This window comes from Lacisediminihabitans sp. (assembly GCF_036404185.1).
In the GTDB taxonomy this organism is placed as follows: Bacteria; Actinomycetota; Actinomycetes; order Actinomycetales; family Microbacteriaceae; genus Lacisediminihabitans.
This window is the reverse complement of record NZ_DASWPB010000037.1, coordinates 1-15,162: the sequence shown is the minus strand read 5'-3', so window position 1 is coordinate 15,162 and position 15,162 is coordinate 1. Positions and strand designations below refer to the sequence as shown.

19 protein-coding genes and 1 tRNA gene are annotated in these 15,162 nt (G+C 67.3%); 5 read left to right on the top strand and 15 right to left on the bottom strand.

The features are described from left to right. Nucleotides 1-273: 273 nt before the first annotated feature. A complete protein-coding gene (locus tag VGC18_RS02025) occupies nucleotides 274-651 on the top strand; it encodes a MarR family winged helix-turn-helix transcriptional regulator (RefSeq protein ID WP_331093694.1) in 378 nt (125 codons plus the stop codon). Nucleotides 652-683: 32 nt separating this feature from the next. Here VGC18_RS02025 and VGC18_RS02020 read toward each other — a convergent pair whose 3' ends face one another. After that, nucleotides 684-1,844 carry an epoxide hydrolase family protein gene (locus VGC18_RS02020; protein ID WP_331093692.1) on the bottom strand — a complete coding sequence of 387 codons (1,161 nt, stop codon included), beginning with the start codon at nucleotides 1,842-1,844 and terminating at the stop codon, nucleotides 684-686. A 61-nt stretch (nucleotides 1,845-1,905) separates the two neighbouring features. On the opposite strand from VGC18_RS02020, the gene VGC18_RS02015 reads away from it, so the two are divergent. After that, the gene (locus VGC18_RS02015; RefSeq protein WP_331093690.1) at nucleotides 1,906-2,511 is read left to right on the top strand and encodes a TetR/AcrR family transcriptional regulator; all 606 of its coding nucleotides are present in this window, start codon (nucleotides 1,906-1,908) and stop codon (nucleotides 2,509-2,511) included. A gap of 42 nt (nucleotides 2,512-2,553) precedes the next feature. Here the strand turns inward: VGC18_RS02015 and VGC18_RS02010 are convergent, their stop codons facing one another. Together VGC18_RS02010 and VGC18_RS02005 are read right to left on the bottom strand one after the other, a co-directional pair. Continuing rightward, a complete protein-coding gene (locus VGC18_RS02010; protein ID WP_331093688.1) occupies nucleotides 2,554-3,447 on the bottom strand; it encodes a carbohydrate kinase family protein in 894 nt (297 codons plus the stop codon). Beyond that, the gene (locus tag VGC18_RS02005) at nucleotides 3,440-4,360 is read right to left on the bottom strand and encodes a pseudouridine-5'-phosphate glycosidase (protein WP_331093686.1); all 921 of its coding nucleotides are present in this window, start codon (nucleotides 4,358-4,360) and stop codon (nucleotides 3,440-3,442) included. The genes VGC18_RS02010 and VGC18_RS02005 overlap by 8 nt, the downstream gene beginning before the upstream one ends. Before the next feature lie 60 nt (nucleotides 4,361-4,420). On the opposite strand from VGC18_RS02005, the gene VGC18_RS02000 reads away from it, so the two are divergent. Continuing rightward, nucleotides 4,421-4,918, top strand: coding sequence for a GNAT family N-acetyltransferase (locus tag VGC18_RS02000; protein WP_331093684.1), 498 nt, complete (start codon nucleotides 4,421-4,423; stop codon nucleotides 4,916-4,918). A gap of 17 nt (nucleotides 4,919-4,935) precedes the next feature. On the opposite strand, the gene VGC18_RS01995 is transcribed toward VGC18_RS02000, so the two are convergent. Beyond that, nucleotides 4,936-5,709 carry a hypothetical protein gene (locus VGC18_RS01995; protein ID WP_331093682.1) on the bottom strand — a complete coding sequence of 258 codons (774 nt, stop codon included), beginning with the start codon at nucleotides 5,707-5,709 and terminating at the stop codon, nucleotides 4,936-4,938. 70 nt (nucleotides 5,710-5,779) lie between these two features. Then, nucleotides 5,780-6,055 (bottom strand): type II toxin-antitoxin system Phd/YefM family antitoxin, encoded by a 276-nt coding sequence (locus VGC18_RS01990; RefSeq protein ID WP_331093680.1) that lies wholly within the window; start codon nucleotides 6,053-6,055, stop codon nucleotides 5,780-5,782. 91 nt (nucleotides 6,056-6,146) lie between these two features. Here VGC18_RS01990 and VGC18_RS01985 point away from each other — a divergent pair, with 91 nt between their 5' ends. Then, entirely contained in the window at nucleotides 6,147-7,349 is a 1,203-nt protein-coding gene (locus VGC18_RS01985) for an MFS transporter (RefSeq protein ID WP_331093678.1), read from the top strand. Between the two features lie 22 nt (nucleotides 7,350-7,371). Here VGC18_RS01985 and VGC18_RS01980 read toward each other — a convergent pair whose 3' ends face one another. The 6 genes from VGC18_RS01980 to VGC18_RS01955 are packed head-to-tail and all read right to left on the bottom strand — an operon-like array spanning nucleotide 7,372 to nucleotide 12,438. Next, nucleotides 7,372-8,256, bottom strand: coding sequence for a prenyltransferase (locus tag VGC18_RS01980; protein ID WP_331093676.1), 885 nt, complete (start codon nucleotides 8,254-8,256; stop codon nucleotides 7,372-7,374). Further along, nucleotides 8,246-8,572, bottom strand: coding sequence for a lycopene cyclase domain-containing protein (locus VGC18_RS01975; RefSeq protein WP_331093674.1), 327 nt, complete (start codon nucleotides 8,570-8,572; stop codon nucleotides 8,246-8,248). Before VGC18_RS01975 ends, VGC18_RS01980 begins: the two co-directional genes overlap by 11 nt. Further along, nucleotides 8,569-8,898, bottom strand: coding sequence for a lycopene cyclase domain-containing protein (locus tag VGC18_RS01970; protein WP_331093672.1), 330 nt, complete (start codon nucleotides 8,896-8,898; stop codon nucleotides 8,569-8,571). Before VGC18_RS01970 ends, VGC18_RS01975 begins: the two co-directional genes overlap by 4 nt. Beyond that, nucleotides 8,895-10,475 carry a phytoene desaturase family protein gene (crtI, locus tag VGC18_RS01965; protein WP_331093670.1) on the bottom strand — a complete coding sequence of 527 codons (1,581 nt, stop codon included), beginning with the start codon at nucleotides 10,473-10,475 and terminating at the stop codon, nucleotides 8,895-8,897. Before crtI ends, VGC18_RS01970 begins: the two co-directional genes overlap by 4 nt. Then, complete coding sequence (locus VGC18_RS01960) at nucleotides 10,472-11,368, bottom strand: phytoene/squalene synthase family protein (RefSeq protein ID WP_331093668.1); 897 nt, start codon at nucleotides 11,366-11,368, stop codon at nucleotides 10,472-10,474. The genes crtI and VGC18_RS01960 overlap by 4 nt, the downstream gene beginning before the upstream one ends. Continuing rightward, on the bottom strand, nucleotides 11,365-12,438 hold the full coding sequence (locus VGC18_RS01955; protein WP_331093666.1) for a polyprenyl synthetase family protein: 1,074 nt from the start codon (nucleotides 12,436-12,438) through the stop codon (nucleotides 11,365-11,367). Before VGC18_RS01955 ends, VGC18_RS01960 begins: the two co-directional genes overlap by 4 nt. A gap of 126 nt (nucleotides 12,439-12,564) precedes the next feature. Between VGC18_RS01955 and VGC18_RS01950 the strand changes: the two genes are divergently transcribed. Continuing rightward, on the top strand, nucleotides 12,565-13,107 hold the full coding sequence (locus tag VGC18_RS01950) for a MarR family winged helix-turn-helix transcriptional regulator (RefSeq protein WP_331093664.1): 543 nt from the start codon (nucleotides 12,565-12,567) through the stop codon (nucleotides 13,105-13,107). Between the two features lie 84 nt (nucleotides 13,108-13,191). Here the strand turns inward: VGC18_RS01950 and VGC18_RS01945 are convergent, their stop codons facing one another. From VGC18_RS01945 to VGC18_RS01930, 4 genes are all read right to left on the bottom strand, one after another. Further along, nucleotides 13,192-13,725 carry a flavodoxin family protein gene (locus VGC18_RS01945; protein WP_331093662.1) on the bottom strand — a complete coding sequence of 178 codons (534 nt, stop codon included), beginning with the start codon at nucleotides 13,723-13,725 and terminating at the stop codon, nucleotides 13,192-13,194. 27 nt (nucleotides 13,726-13,752) lie between these two features. Then, nucleotides 13,753-14,349: a helix-turn-helix transcriptional regulator gene (locus tag VGC18_RS01940; RefSeq protein ID WP_331093660.1), complete on the bottom strand. Its 597-nt coding sequence runs from the start codon at nucleotides 14,347-14,349 to the stop codon at nucleotides 13,753-13,755. A 191-nt stretch (nucleotides 14,350-14,540) separates the two neighbouring features. Next, a tRNA-Arg gene (locus VGC18_RS01935) sits at nucleotides 14,541-14,613 on the bottom strand. A gap of 45 nt (nucleotides 14,614-14,658) precedes the next feature. Next, nucleotides 14,659-15,162: acetylxylan esterase (locus VGC18_RS01930; protein WP_331093658.1), on the bottom strand; the 504-nt coding region annotated here is incomplete at its 5' end.

The window sequence follows — 15,162 nt, the reverse complement described above, 5'->3', positions numbered from 1 at the left end:
AAAATAACAGTTTGGTAACTAGCGCTTCGTTATCTGACCGTTATATAGTTCAAGAGCAGAAGTTGTTTGCTGTGGCAGCTTCTGTGGAATGTGATTGCAGGACACTCTTGGTGCAAGGGAGAGGGTCGGTTTCTCGCCTCTGAGACCGACCCTCAGTCCTTTTAACGGGCCCGCATCATATGCTCAACCACGATTACGTAGAGTTGTGACGTGAGCAACTCGACCATTGCGGTGTCCGCCTGGGAGGCCCTCTTCAGGGCCCAGGTCTCGGTGATGCGTTACCTCAACGCGGAGTTCCCGAACGGTGATCTCTCCCTCAACGAATACGACGTGCTGTTCAACCTCTCCAGGCAGCCGGGGCGGCGGCTGCGCATCCGCGAACTCAACCGGCACCTCCTGCTCACCCAGCCGAGCGTCAGCCGGCTCGTCGACCGTCTCGTCGCCAGGGGGCTGGTCGCCAAGGTGCACGACCCCGACGACGCACGCGGGGTCATCGTCGAGCTGACCGACGAAGGCTACGAGCTGTTTCGTCAGGCGGCACGCGTTCACGGGCGGTCGATCGCGACCCGCGTCGGCAGGGCGCTCACGCCCGAGGAGCTCCTGACCCTCACCGTGCTCTGCGACAAGCTCCGCCAGAGCGAGTCGGCCTAGCTGCAGCTGGCCGTCTCGGCGGCGTTGGCGAGTTATGAGGTGAGGAACGCGAACGTTGCGCGAACATCGGCGACGAGGGTGTCGGGCTGTTCGAGGGCGAAGAAGTGTCCGCCCTGGGCCGGTTCGTTGAAAAAGACGATGTTCGAGTAGCGGCGGTCCAACTGGCGGCGCGATTTCCGGACCGCTTCCTTGGGCGGCATGGTGAAGCCGACCGGGACGCTGATCGGGTTCTCGATGGTGGCAGGTGTCGACCAGCCGGATTGTTCCATTTCCCAGTACATCCGGGCGGCGGAGGCTCCGGAGTTCGGTAGCCAGTACAGCATGATGTCGTCGAGCAGTTCATCCAGCGTGAAGGAGCCTTCGGCGTCGCCGGGGGTCCCGCAGGTGTCCTGGAACATCGCGTAGATCCACGCAGCCTGCCCTACGGGCGAGTCGGCGAGGGAGTACCCGATCGTTTGCGGCCGGGTTGATTGCTCTTTGGCGTAGCCGGAGAGGTTGTCCCAGAAGTACTTCGCGTCGCCGAGCGCCGCTTGCTCATCGGGTGTCGCATTCTGGACTTCGTCCGGAGTGGGCGGGAACATCGCGAAGTTCAGGTGCGTGCCGATCAGACCGGCGGGCTCGAGCTTTGCGATCTCATCCGTGACGGCGCAGCCGAGGTCTCCCCCTTGCGCGCCCCACCGTTCGTAGCCGAGCCGGTCCATCAGAGTGATCCACGCCTTCGCGATCCGGGGCGGCGTCCACCCGGTATCGGCGGGCTTCTGCGAGAACCCGAACCCGGGCAGCACGGGAATGACCAGGTGGAAAGCCTGCGCGGGGTCCAGCCCATATGCGGCCGGATCGCTGAGCGGACCGATGACCTTCCGGAACTCCAAGACGGAGCCCGGCCAGCCGTGGGTCATGATCAGCGGCGTCGCGTTCGGCTCATTCGAGCGGATGTGGAGGAAGTCGATGCCGAGGCCATCGATGGTGGTGCGGTACATCCCCCACCCGTTCAGCTCCGCCTCGACTCTGCGCCAGTCGTAGGAGTCGCGCCAATAGTCGACCAGCGCGGCGAGCTTCTCGGGAGTCGGTCCCTGCGAGGTGTCCGAGACGGTGCGACCGTCCGGCCAGCGCACCAGCGTCAGCCGAGTGCGCAGGTCGTCGAGCTGCTGCTGCGGAACCGCGATTGCGATGTGTTCGATGATCTCGGACATGTGGCGACCCTCCATTGCCTTCTTTAGTACGATACGGTATCGTACATATATGGTCAAGTCGATGTCCCCACCCGAAGAGACCCGGTTTGCCGAGTCCGGCACCTCCGAACTGCGCGGCGAAGCGCGCACTGTGGCGATCCTCGACGCCGCCCTCGAGCTCATCGCTGAGCTCGGCTATGAGCGGGTCACGATGGACAACATCGCCGCCCGCGCACACGCGTCGAAGACGACCATGTACCGGCGCTGGCCCACCAAATCCGAACTCGTCGCGGACGCGCTACGCCGCCATGCCCAGGGCGCGGTTCCGGCCGTGCCGGACACCGGGACGCTCCGGGGGGACCTGCTGGCGACGGTCGGAGAGATCGCCGAGACGCTCACCGGCGGACGCGGCCCCTCCCTGATCGGTCTGATCGAAGCCATCCGCGACGATGCCGCGCTACGGACTCAGGTCAGCTCGCAGGTTCGTGAACGAAGCCATCGCGTCGGACGCGAGATCTGCTCCCGGGCGATCTCCCGAGGTGAGGATGTTCACGCCGAGCGGGCAGACACCGTGCTCGACCTTGCCTTCGAGCACCTCTTCACCTCGACCCTGTTCGACGGCGCGCAACCCTCCGCGGCGAATCACCAGGAACTGGTCGACACCGTGCTTCTTCCTCTGCTCCGCTGAACCGCATCGAGTCGGTCGTGGCAGCCGCGGGTGGAGTCTCGGTCAGACGGGTCGAGCGCCGATCGTCGCTACGGCACGGGCACCCGCAGACACACCGGACCGGGCGGCGCGGACGACATCGGACGAGCGCACCCATTCGGTGAGAAAACCCGCGGCGAAGGCATCCCCCGCCCCGGTCGGATCGACGATCTCGGTGTCCACGGCGGCGACCTCGACGAGCGGATGTCCGCGACGGCCCACGACCACTCCCGCCGTGTCGAGGGTCAGGGCGACGATCTCGAACCGGTCCAGGAGCGCCTCGACGATGGCCCGCTGATCGGTCAGACCGGTGAGCACCCTGCCCTCCTCGAGGTTGGGGAAGATGAGGGTCGCGCCATCCACCGCGTCCAGGAAACGCTCCACCCCGAGATCGGCTATGAAGCCGGCCGACCCGGGGTCGACGGAGACCTGGACGCCGGTCGCGCGGCAGCGACGGAGCAGGCGCTCGCCCGCCGCGAGTTTGCCGGGCCCGAACAGGCTGTATCCGGTGAAGTGAAGGAGGGCCGCGGAGGCGAGCAGATCCTCACCCACGGCATCCGGGATCATGGTCGTGTTGGCGCCGGTCTCGGTGAGCATCGTCCGGCGCTCCCCCTCGACGATGACGACGATCGTGCCCGTCGGCAGCTCGGGATCGCCGGTGAGGTGCGGGCTCACACCCGCGCGCTCCAGGAGGATGCTGTGCCGCGCGACATCATCGACGCCGACGACGCCGACGAAGTCGACCACCCCGCCAAGGACACCCATCCAGGCGGCAGCGTTCGCCGCAGAGCCGCCCGCGCGCTTGCGGATGGACGACCGCGTATCGGTGTCGACGCGGATCGGTCCGCGCGGCACCACCACGATGTCGTCGATGACGTCGCCGAAGACGACGATGCGGCGGCGGGAAGGGTCAGGCACGCCCCTCCAAGGCCGCCCACTCCGTGGCGATCTCCGCCGCGAGACGCACGTTGTTCCGGGCCAGATCGAGGTTGACCTCGAGGCTGCGACCGCTCGAGGCGTCGACGATGTAGCCGAGCAGGAATGGCGTGACCGCCTTGCCGTGAACCCCGGCCTCATCCGCTGCCGCGAGCGCCTCGAGCAGGACGCGGTCGTGCTCGGTCGGGTCCCACTGCTGCTCGCGCGGGATCGGGTTCGCCACCACGATCCCCTGGCCGTGGCCCAACTCGTCCTGGCTGCGCATGATCGCGGCCACCTGAGCGGCAGAGTCGACGGACCAGTCGATGGTGAACGCCGACTCGGTGAGCCAGAAGCTGGGGAACACCGTCGTGCGGTACCCCACCACCGGAACGCTGAGGGTCTCGAGGCGCTCGAGGGTCGCGGCGATGTCGAGCACCGACTTCACGCCGGCGCTGACGACGGTGACCGGCGTGACCGCGAGGGTGGAGAGATCGGCGGATTCGTCGAAGGTCCCGCTCGCGCCCCGGTGGACTCCGCCCAGCCCGCCCGTCGCGAAGACCCGCACCCCGGCGAGTGCCGCGAGGTGGGCCGTCGCGGCGACCGTGGTGGCCCCGGATGCGCCTGCGGCGGCGAGCACAGGAAGGTCGCGGACGCTCGCCTTGGCCAGCTCCTCCTCGGCGATCCGGCGCACCCCCTCCGTGTCGAGGCCGATCCTGGGCACTCCGTCGAGCACGGCGACGGTGGCGGGTGTGACGCCGGCGTCGCGCAGGATCTGCTCGAACTCCTTCGCCGCCTCGTGGTTGCGCGGGCGGGGCAGCCCGTGGGAGATGATGGTCGATTCGAGGGCGACGACGGGCTGATGGGCGGCGAGCGCCTCCGCCACCTCGGCGGAGACGATGAATGGTGTAGTCATGAGGCTTTCAGCCTATCGGCGGCGAGCTCGTCCACCCGGACGCCCCTCTAGGCTCGATGGATGACCGGTCTCCGTAGGTTCGAGATCCATCCTCCGCATCGCGCCGATGGGGACGCGATCGCTCGAGTTCATGTCGAAGCATGGCGCGAGACCTATGCCACCCTGCTGCCCGCGCGGTTTTTCGGAGAGGACGCGGTGCGGATGCGACAACGCATGTGGGCATCGATCCTCGACCGAGATCCGCTACCGCCCCGGCTTCGAGTCGCCGAAGTCGATGGCGCGCTTGTCGGTGTTTCCTTCGGTGGGCCGACTCGAGATGACGAGCCTGCCAGGGCCCTCGAGCTGTATCTGATCTATCTGAATGCAGACCACCACGGATCCGGAGTCGGGCAGGCGCTGCTGGATGCGGTTCTCGGCGACGAACCGGCGCAGCTCTGGGTCGCCGAGGACAACCCGCGCGCACGAGCTTTCTATCGACGAAACGGCTTCACGCCCGATGGCGCGCGAAAGGTCGACGCCGAGGTGAACGATCTGGCGGAGATCCGCCTGGTGCGCTGAGCGACTCCAGCCAGTCGCTAATCCGCGCTGTCGAGCCCGCCGAGGCGTTGAAGGGCGGCCGTCAGCAACGTCCCCTCGGCATCCGGGATGATGTGATGGTTGAGGTAGATGCCCTCCAACCAGGAGAGCACCTCCTCGGCCGCCATGCCGACCGCATCCCAGTCGACGCCGGGAAGCGCCTTGGTCCTGGGAGTCTCCGTCCGCGGGTCGAGCCAGGCCTCGGCGATCGGCCGGTCGGGGATGCCGCCATCCGGATTCCACAGCAGGGCGATGGGGTGGTTGTCGCCCTCGATGTGGTCGTTGGAGACCTCGCCGGACCCGAGCCAGGGCAGGGTCATCAGCTCGCCCTCGACCTCCACCTCGAGCAGGTCGAGCTGCACCGGCTCCTCGACCTCGCAGACGTACAGGTCATACCCCTCGTCGTGCCATGCCGCGGCCTCTGCCACATCGTCGAGCAGCTCCGGCATCAGCGGATGCAGGTCGGCGGCCAGCAGGCTCGCCCACTCGAGGATCACCGACGTGTCCGCCCTCGGCCACGGGCTCGACGACGTCGCGTCCCCGTTGCCCTTGTGGTAGTGATACTCCATGCCGGTCGACGAGGTCTCGAGGTGAAGTTGTCCGCCCTCGAACTCGACGTAGAGAACGCTCGTCTCCTCCTCGTCATCCCACTCCGCGAACAGTTCGGGATGCGCGAACCGCGACGGCAGGGTGACGGAGGCCGCGTGCTTGGGTCCCAGGTTCAGGACGGCACGCAAGCGGGTGTTGGGGAGGCGCAGGCTCAGGTCGGCCACGGGGTGTTCTTCTCTCGATCGGTCTAGTAATGAGGATAGGGCGCCTGGCACTCTCCGCCGTCCGCACGAATCAGCGGGCCGGCTGTACCCCCTCATCGCCGCCGCGGGCCTCGTCGTAGCGGGCCGCCCGCTCGAGCTCCGGCTGAGAACCCGAGAGGTCGAGAAGCCGCAGGGAATGCGCCGCGGTGGTGTCGATCGAATCCAGCAGTTTGGCCTCCTCCGTCGAGATGAGCACGGCGAGCGGCCTCCCGTGCCGGGTCAGGACGACTCGCTCGTGGTTGTACACAACCTCATTGATCAGATTCGACAGGTCCGCTCGAGCTTGGGTGACCGGGATCTCTTTCACGAGGTTGCTCTTTTCTGTACAAAACGTACGTTTTCTATTACGGTGACTTTCGTACATTCTGTACGCCCACAAGACCTCGGGAAAGGGTTGGATGCCCAGACAACACGTTTCCCTGCCGGCCGGTTATGGACGCCTCTGGTCCGCCGCCACCGTTTCTGCCCTCGGAGACGGCCTCAGAGTGGCAGCCATCCCTCTTCTTGCGACCTCGGTCACCGGCGATCCGCTCGCCATCTCGATCGTGTCGGCGGCCGGATTCCTCCCCTGGCCCGTCCTCGGACTGCTCGGCGGCGCCATCGCCGACCGGTTCGACCGGCGTCGGTCGATGTGGATGGTCAACGCCGTTCGCGCGCTCCTGATGACGGCGGCGATGGTCTCCCTGCTCGTTGAGGGCTCGCTGCCGATCGCGGCGCTCGCGGCGCTGGCATTCCTGTTGGGATCCGCCGAAACCGTCTACGACAACGCCACCATTGGATACCTGCCTCAGCTGCTGCCCGCGGAGAGCCTCGCCGTGGGAAACGCTCGTCTCATGACCAGCCAGCTCAGCGGCACTCAGCTCATCGGACCGCCGATAGGCGGGCTGCTGTTCGCCATCGCGGCGGCTGTCCCGCTCGCTCTCGATGCTGCATCCTTTGCGATCGCCGCGGCGCTCATCACAAGCCTGCCCCGGTCGGACCGGCCGACAAGGTCGCCCTCGAAGGACCTGCGCACCGATATCGCCGAGGGCCTGAGATGGCTCTGGACGAGCTCGACGCTGCGGGCGATGGCCGTGTTGACGACGGTTCTCAGCGCGGTCAGCGGTGCGCTGCTGGCGATGCTCGTGGTCTACGCGCACCACCAGCTTCATGTCTCGAGCATCGGTTACGGCCTGATGCTCGGGGCTTTCGCCGCGGGCTCGATGGCGGGCGCGCTTTCCGCTCCCCGCCTGATGCGCGATCGTTCACTTGGGCATGTCCTCGCCGGCTCAGTCGTCGTGACCCCCGTGGTTTTTGCGGGCCTGGCAGTTGCCCCGACCACGGCCGTCGCCGCGCTACTGTTGGCGGTCCTCGGGACGGCGGTCGGTACCTGGAACGTCGCCTCGGTGACCACGCGGCAACGGATCGTGCCGGGTCGGCTCCTCGGGCGCGTCAACAGCGTCTATCGAGCGAGCGCGCTTACCTTCACGACCATCGGCGCCCTCTCCGCCGGCTTGCTCACGGCCGCGACCTCGGTGACCACGACTCTGTGGGGATGTGCCGTCCTGGTCGCGCTCGGCCTGGCGCTCGGCGCCCGTGGGTTGAACCGCCTCGGACGATGACCAAAGGGCCATTCGGATCGAGTCAGCCGCTCCCCAGCGCGTAGACGATCAGCAGCATCGTGACAACGAATCCGACCGAGTAGTTGAGCCAGATGAACTGCTTCCACCCGCGGTTGGCGCGCTCGGAGGCCTCGTCGGAGACCGAACGGAACGGCCACGCCGTGACGATGTACGGCAGCAGGAGCAGGCCGGCCAGCTGCCCAGGCCAGTCGGTGAGCAGCATCAGCAGGCCCGCGGCCGTCCAGGCGGCGATGGCGAAGCGCGCCGTCCAGCGGGCGCCGATGACGGTGGCGATCGAATGGATGCCGCCGGCACGGTCCGGCATGACGTCCTGCACCGCGCCGAACGCGTGGCTGGCGATGCCCCAGAGGAAGAAGGCCGCCAGCAGGGCGAACAGCGCGGGCGTGAACTGTGCGCCGGCGAGAACGAGGCCGTACACGGCGGGGCTGACGAAGTGCGTGCTCGAGGTGACCGAGTCCAGAAACGGCCTCTCCTTGAACCGCAGGCGCGGGACGGAGTATGCGGCGACCGCGAAGAGGCTGACGGCGAGCACGGCCCAGGACGGCGGTCCACCCAAGAGGCCCAGTGCGACGATGAAGGGAAGACACAGCAGCACGGCGATCCACAGGGTGATCCGGTGCATGCCGTGGTCCAGGACGGCACCTTCCAGCCCGCCCTTGCGGGGGTTCGCCAGGTCCGATTCGTAGTCGAACACGTCGTTGATCCCGTACATCGCCAGATTGTAAGGAACGAGGAAGAAGATCGTGCCCACCACCAGGGCGGCGTCGACGTCTCGGGTCGTCAGAAAGTAGGCGGCCGCGAACGGGAACGCGGTGTTGATCCAGCTGATCGGGCGCGACGCGACGAACAGCTGCCGCAGCAGTCGACGCGTGCTGTTAACGGTCACTCGGGCCTCGCCTGCCGAGAAGGAACCACACGGCTGGGAGGAGCAGGAGACCCGCGAGCGGGTAGGCGAAGTCCTCCAGCGGCGCGAGGCCGATCCGGAGCCCGGAGATGGCATCCCGCGCATACGTCATCAGGCCGACGCGGATCATCACGTTGTCGAAGACCGCGGTCAAGGCTGCCAGAGTCGCCCCGGCCGTCAGAATCGGCATCCACCACCGCGCGAAAAGGATGCGGCGCCCGGGAGACGCCACCACCGCGATGAGCAGAACCAGCGCCGCCACGGCCAGAAAAGCCGCACTGAGCCAGAGATAGGTCATCGCCGACGCTCCCGGCGGTGCGCGCGGACCCACTCGGTCCCGAGGACGAGCACCATGGTCAGGTAGCAGAGGAAGAGGAGGAAGAACAGCTCCTCCACCGGAAGCTCCGGCGCCAGGAGGACACCGCTCATGAACGCGGTCTCGCCGCGCGAAAAGATGCCGAGACCGATGCCCAGGAGATCCCAGGCCAGGAAAAACACCAGGCCGACGGCCAGCACTACGGCGCCCCGCCGCGCATCGCGCCAGAACACGAGCCGGTAGCGACGATCGATGAGCACCAGGCATCCGAGAGCCGCCACCAGACACAGCAGATAGACGACGCTCACAGCGGCTCCGGCAGCGCGTGCGTGCCGGTGTCTCCACGCAATCGCTTGATGATCAGCTCCGCACTGATCAGACACATCGGCAGACCGATCCCGGGAACGGTGGTGCCGCCGGCGTAGAGCAGCCCATCCACCTTCGAGGAGACGTTCTTGCCGCGGAGGAACGCGCTCTGGCGCAGGGTGTGTGCGGGTCCGAGAGCGCTGCCCTTCCAGGAGTGGAAGTCGTGGTCGAAATCGGCGGGCCCGACCGTCCTGCGCAGCACGATCCGGGAGGCGAGATCCGGGATGTGCGCCCAGGTCGCGATCTGCCGGATGACCTCGTCGGCGACGGCCTCGACGGCGGGGTCTCCCGAACCGTTCAGCCCGCCGGCCCCGATGCTCGGCTCCGCGGGGACCGGGACGAGAACGAAGAGGTTCTCGTGACCCTCCGGCGCCACGTTCGGATCGGTCGCGCTGGTCCGGCAGACATAGATCGACGCGGGATCGGGGATCGACGTGGGTTCGGTGAAGATGCGCCCGAAGTTCTCGTCCCAGTCCTCGACGAAGAACAGGCTGTGGTGGGCGAGCTCGGTGAGGCGTCCACGGACGCCGAGGAAGACCAGGATGGCCCCTGGGCCAGCCACCCGCGTCGACCACCAGTGCTCCGGGTAGCTGCGTAGGCCTTCGGGCAGCAGTTCCGTCTCGGTGTGATACAGGTCGGCGGCCGAGATGACCACGTCGGCCGCCTGGTGCCGCACGGCGCCATCGTCGTCGGCGACGTCGACCCCAGTGACCGTGGCCCGACCTCGGACCTCGGCCGTGGTGATCGCGGTCACCCGCGATCCCGTGACGATCCGCACTCCCTCGCCCTCGGCCAGGCGGGCGATGCTGTCGATCACCGCGGCGAATCCGCCATCCGGGTAGTAGACGCCGTCCTCCAGGTCCAGATGACTCATCAGGTGGTACAGGCTCGGCGTCATCGACGGGGACGAGCCGAGGAAGACAGCCGGGTAGCCGAGGATCTGGCGCAGCCGACCATCCGTCACGTACCGGCCGACGAAGCGGTCCAGCGGTTGCAGCAGCAGTCGGCCCAGCCGCGCGGCCCGTTTGAGCACGTCGGGCACCAGAAGGGTCACCGGAGAGGCGAAGGTGCTGTAGAGGAAACGATGCACGGCGATCCGGTAGGTGTCCTTCGCCGAGACGAGATAGCGGTCCAGCGCGGCACCGGCACCGGGCTCGATCCGTTCGAAGGTGCCGAGGTTCGCCTCCCGGTCCGCCACGATGTCGACCGCCTCGGGATGCTTCTCGAAGAACACCCGGTAGCCCGGGTCGAGCCGCGTCAGCGTGAGCTGCTCGGCGCTGGACGTGCCGAGCAGGCGGTAGAAGTGATCAAACACCTCCGGCATGAGGTACCACGACGGCCCGGTATCGAAGCGGAAGCCGTCGCTCTGCCAGCTGCCGGCACGGCCGCCGACGTCGTCGTTCGCCTCGAGCAGGGTCACCTGGAGGCCCTCCCGCGCGAGGAGCGCCGCGGTTGCGAGCCCGGCGATGCCTCCGCCGATCACGACCGCCGTCTTCCGCGCCCCCTGGCCGCCGGTCACGAGACTCCCCGGATCCTCATGCCGGTCGCCGCCCGGACCACGATGCGCAGCTTGGTCGCGGCGGGCACGCGGATGCGTCTCCGCAGCAGTTCCGCCGCCGACATCATCCGCATGCGTCTCGTCAGGGCGCCGAAGAGGCTGTGAGCGGCGCGAACGGCCGTCCGGCAGCTCCGCGGCAGTTCCGGGATGACAGCGGCGGCGGCGGCGAGGTCGGAGTCGATGTCCGCGACCAGCTCCCACTTCTCACACTCGGTGAGGCGCTCCGGATCGATCCCGGGAAAGTAATTCCGGCCCAGCTCGTCTCGATCCGCCCGCAGATCGCGCAGGAAATTGATCTTCTGAAACGCCGAGCCCAGCCGCCTGGCGCCCTCCTCCAGTCGTTCGCGCCGGGCCGGATCACAGGGGACACCGTCGAGGAACACCCTCAGGCACATGAGCCCAATGACCTCCGCGGAGCCATAGATATAGTCCCGGACTCCTTCGGCCGTGAAGTCGGCGGGGTCGAGGTCACGGCGCATGGATGCGAAGAACGGCCCGGTCAGCTCGTTCCCGATGCCCACCGTCCGGGCGGTCGAGGCGAAGGAGTGCACGATCAGATTGGTGCTGTAGCCGGTCTGCACGGTCAGGCCGGTCTCCGTCTCCAGAGCGTCGAGCAGGGCGCGCTGCGTGCGGAGATCCGCTCCGGCCTCGGCGGCGGCGCCGTCGACGATCTCGTCGGCGATGCGCACCAACCCGTAGATGTTCTCGATGTGCGGCCTGATGCGTCGGCCCAGCAACCGGCTGGCCATCCCGAACGAGGTCGAGTACTCCCGGATGATGCCCGCCGAGCTCTTCTGCGCGGCGCGCGAGTACAGGGCGAGGCCGGATGCGGCATCCCCTCGGCGCGCTGTCATGCCGAGCGCTCACCGGCCTTCCGCGCCACCGTCTCCAGCTGCATCCGCAGGCTCTCCGGGACGAGAGGCGAGTCGATCGCAGCCATCGCCCGCCGGGTGTAGTCGTCGATGAGGCCCTCGATGAAGTCGCGTGCCCCGCTGCTGGTCAGGATCCGCCGAGCGCGCCGCGCATCCGGCTCGGTGACGTCCTCGCGAGCAAGGATGTCCCGCAGCTCGCCGGTGTCGTCGCACTGCAGGGCGTAACACATGAGAGGGGTGATCTTTCCTTCGCGCAGGTCGCTCGTGACGCTCTTCCCGGTCAGCCGCTCGCTGCCGAAGACCCCCAGGAGGTCGTCCCGCAGTTGGAAGGCGATGCCGATGTGGCGCCCGTAGTCGCCCAGGGCGGTCAGGGTCGTATCGCCCGCGCCGGCGAGGATCGCTCCGGCTCGCAGGGGATCCTGGAACGAGTAGTGCGCCGTCTTCCACTGGGTCATCGACAGCACCTCGGACAGCACGGGCGGCTCCACCGCGGTGCTGAACGCGACGTCGGCGAGTTCCCCCGCTGCCGTGACGAACATGCACTCCTCGAGGAGATCCAACAGCGCGACGCGGGTGCTCCCCGGGATGTCCAGCCGGGCGATGTGCGCCTGGGCGGAGTAGATCAGCAGGTCCCCCGCAACGATCGCGGAGGCCTCGCCCCAGGTCGCCGCGGAGGTCGCGGTCGCACCCCGACCGGAGGCGTGGGCGGAAAACGCGCCGACGAGGTTCGGCTGCCCCCGCCGAACCGTGTCGCCGTCGATGACATCGTCGTGCAGCACGAAGGCCGTGTGCAAGAGTTCGAAGGCCGTCGCCACGGTCACCACGTCGTCGTCGCGGGTGCCGCCCAGGGCCTTGTACGCGTGGATCACCAAGGCAGGACGGATGCGTTTGCCGCCCTCGCTCGATCGTCGCGCGGCCGCCCAGAGCTCGGGGTAACGACGCCCATAGGGCAGCGCCAGAGCCTCCTTCTCATCGAAGAAATCGGAGATCCCCGTCGCGACCCGGGCGACGCAGTCGGACACGCTGGACCGCGGTGCCGTCAGCGTCTTCACAGCACCTGCCCCGTGGGCCGTTCGTCCTCGTCCATCGCAACCACCCCTGGTCCCCCTCGACTGTTCCTCTAGCCTAGCTAATAAATAGCTTAGCAAGCATCTTTCTTTGTGCATACACTTAATCGGGTGAACGAGCCCCGCCCCAAGCCCTCCCGGCTCGTCGAGGCGATGCTCGACCCCCGCATCCTCGACCCGCATCAAGAACTCGTGGACTACTCCGGGCTGGACGAGGCGGAGATCGCCCAGGTCGTCCGCGTGCTGCTGGGCATCCGTCGCTGGCGCGAGGCCGAGCAGGCCGTCAGCTTCCGGTCGCGCAACAGTCTCGACCTCAACGAGACGGACATGAAGGCACTCCGATTCCTCGTCGCGTCGAAGAATCAGGATGTCGTCGTCACCCCGGGAGCGCTCGCCGAGCATCTGAACATCTCCACCGCTTCCACGACCAAACTCCTGGACCGCCTGGCCGCCGCGGGGCACATCGAACGCTCCCCCCACCCGACCGACCGTCGCGCCAAGATGATCACCATCACCAAGCAGACGCACGAACAGGTCCGCGAGACGATCGGGCGGACGCATGCCCGACGATTCGATGCGGCCGCGCGCCTCACCCCGGCCGAACGTGAGACGGTCATCCGGTTCCTGGAGGATCTCAGCGGCAGCGACGACTGACAACCCCGGAAAGTCGATCGGGCGAGGCCGGCACCGAGAACGCCTCAGGCCTGTGCCGCTACCTGCCGGCATCGTGTGGAATGGTCAGTCACGGATGAGGGTCCTCCCCCAGTCCTTCGCCTTCTCGATTTCTCCCGGGGCCAGCGGACCTTGAACACCACCGACGACAAACGCTTTCGTGCGGCACGAGATCCCGCGACGCGCAAGGAGCCGCGCAATCGATGTGGCCGCGGACCCGCTGAGCCGGCCTCGCCCGCTGCCGGTGTCGAATGCGGCGACCATCGGGTCCGGAGCGGCGAGGACGACACCGTCGAGCCATTCGCGCATCCCGGTCTGGCTGTGGACGGCGCCGGCGGCGGCGGCCTTTCGCCTCGTTGCCGTCGTCGACAGTCCTCGATTGTGCGTGGGTGCTCCGAGAATCAGAAGGTCGATAGTGGCGAGCACGTCTTGAGCGGCCGTATCGACACGTGCGATCTGGACCTGAGCGCCCGATTCCTCCATACCGGCGGCTATCGCCTCGGCGATCGTTTTCGTGTTGCCGAAACACGATTCGACTATCAATAACGCTCTCATGACCTCCTTCTTCCTGCTGAACACAAAGCGAACACGCGCAGGCACCCGACACTCATAGGGTGGCAAAGCTGGTCACGCGCTTTGCTCCTTCTGAGCGGCGAGCAACCACGTGAACAGGGCGCCGGCTGCGATGACGACCACTGCTGCGCAGCCGTACACCCACCATTCCCATCCCGGGGTGAGCATGTAGACGACAGTGACAGCCGCCGTCATCCACACTGCGACGACCGGTATCCACGGAGGCCGAGCAGGAAGCAGCCACAGCCCCGCGGTGACGACGATCAAGCCTCCGATCGCATATGTGAAGAGATGGCCCGGATTCGTGGCGACGCCGCCGACGCCCACCAGAACGCCGATCGCGATCAACCCCCAACCGACGACGGTCAGTGCTGACCGGCGGTGGCGCAGTCGCGCACGGCGCTCATCCAAGCCATCGATGGCGGCGACGAACTCGTCCCCCTCGGCTCTGACGAATAGCTCGTTCACGTCGACCTTAAAAGCATCAGCGACACGGGAGAGCGTTTCCAAGCTCGTCTCGTTGCCGGCCTCCAGGCGCTGAATCGTGCGCACCGGGACGCCGCTGCGCTCGGACAGTCGCTCCTGCGTCCAGCCGGCACTCCTGCGCAGCTGGCTGACCCTCGTGTCATTCTTGCCGTTCACGATGTTCATGCCTGCAACGCTAGAAGCACTCGCAAGGAGACGCCACGACACGGGCCCGCCATCGGGCCGCCACGAACCCGCCACCCGGATGCGCTTCGAGTGCTCCCCTGATGGCGCATCCACGGGTGGCGAGATGTGGGCAACAAAAAACGGGCCATTCCACCATCCACGAAGAATGCTGGTCCGACCCGTTTTAGATGTGCGCCCGGAGGGATTTGAACCCCCGACCTATTGATCCGTAGTCAATTGCTCTATCCGCTGAGCTACGGGCGCGTTCGTCGGGAAAACCCAACTCAACGACTATACCAGCGCGTGCGGTTACGGCGAATCCGCGAGGAAGGCCAGGCTCGTCCGCTCGAAGGCCGCGTGCTCGACCGCCTCGCCGGGATAGGCCACGTGGCCGGCGGTCAGCGTGAACAGCTCCTTCTCGCCGCCGAGCGCGTCGTACACCGACCACTGACCGGCCGGGGGAACGACGGGGTCGCGCAGGGCGGGGGCGACCAGCACGGGCACGGTGACGAAACGCGCGCAGCTAGCCGAGTCGAAATAGGCGAGCACGTCGAGGACCGTCGGATCCACCAGCCAGCGCCGTCGCACCGCCTCGCCGCTGCCCTCGCAGGGGATGGTGACCCGCACCGGGTGGTTGCCGAAGCTCGGCACGTCGACGACCGCCGAGCGGATGCGCGGATCCCAGGCGGTGGCCATCACCCCGATGCCGCCGCCGAAGCTGCCACCCATCAGGTCGATCCGGCGCGAGGAATCCGGCAGCAGGTCGATCACCGCGGAGATCGCGCACCAGACGTCCTCGACGCATCCGCCGTG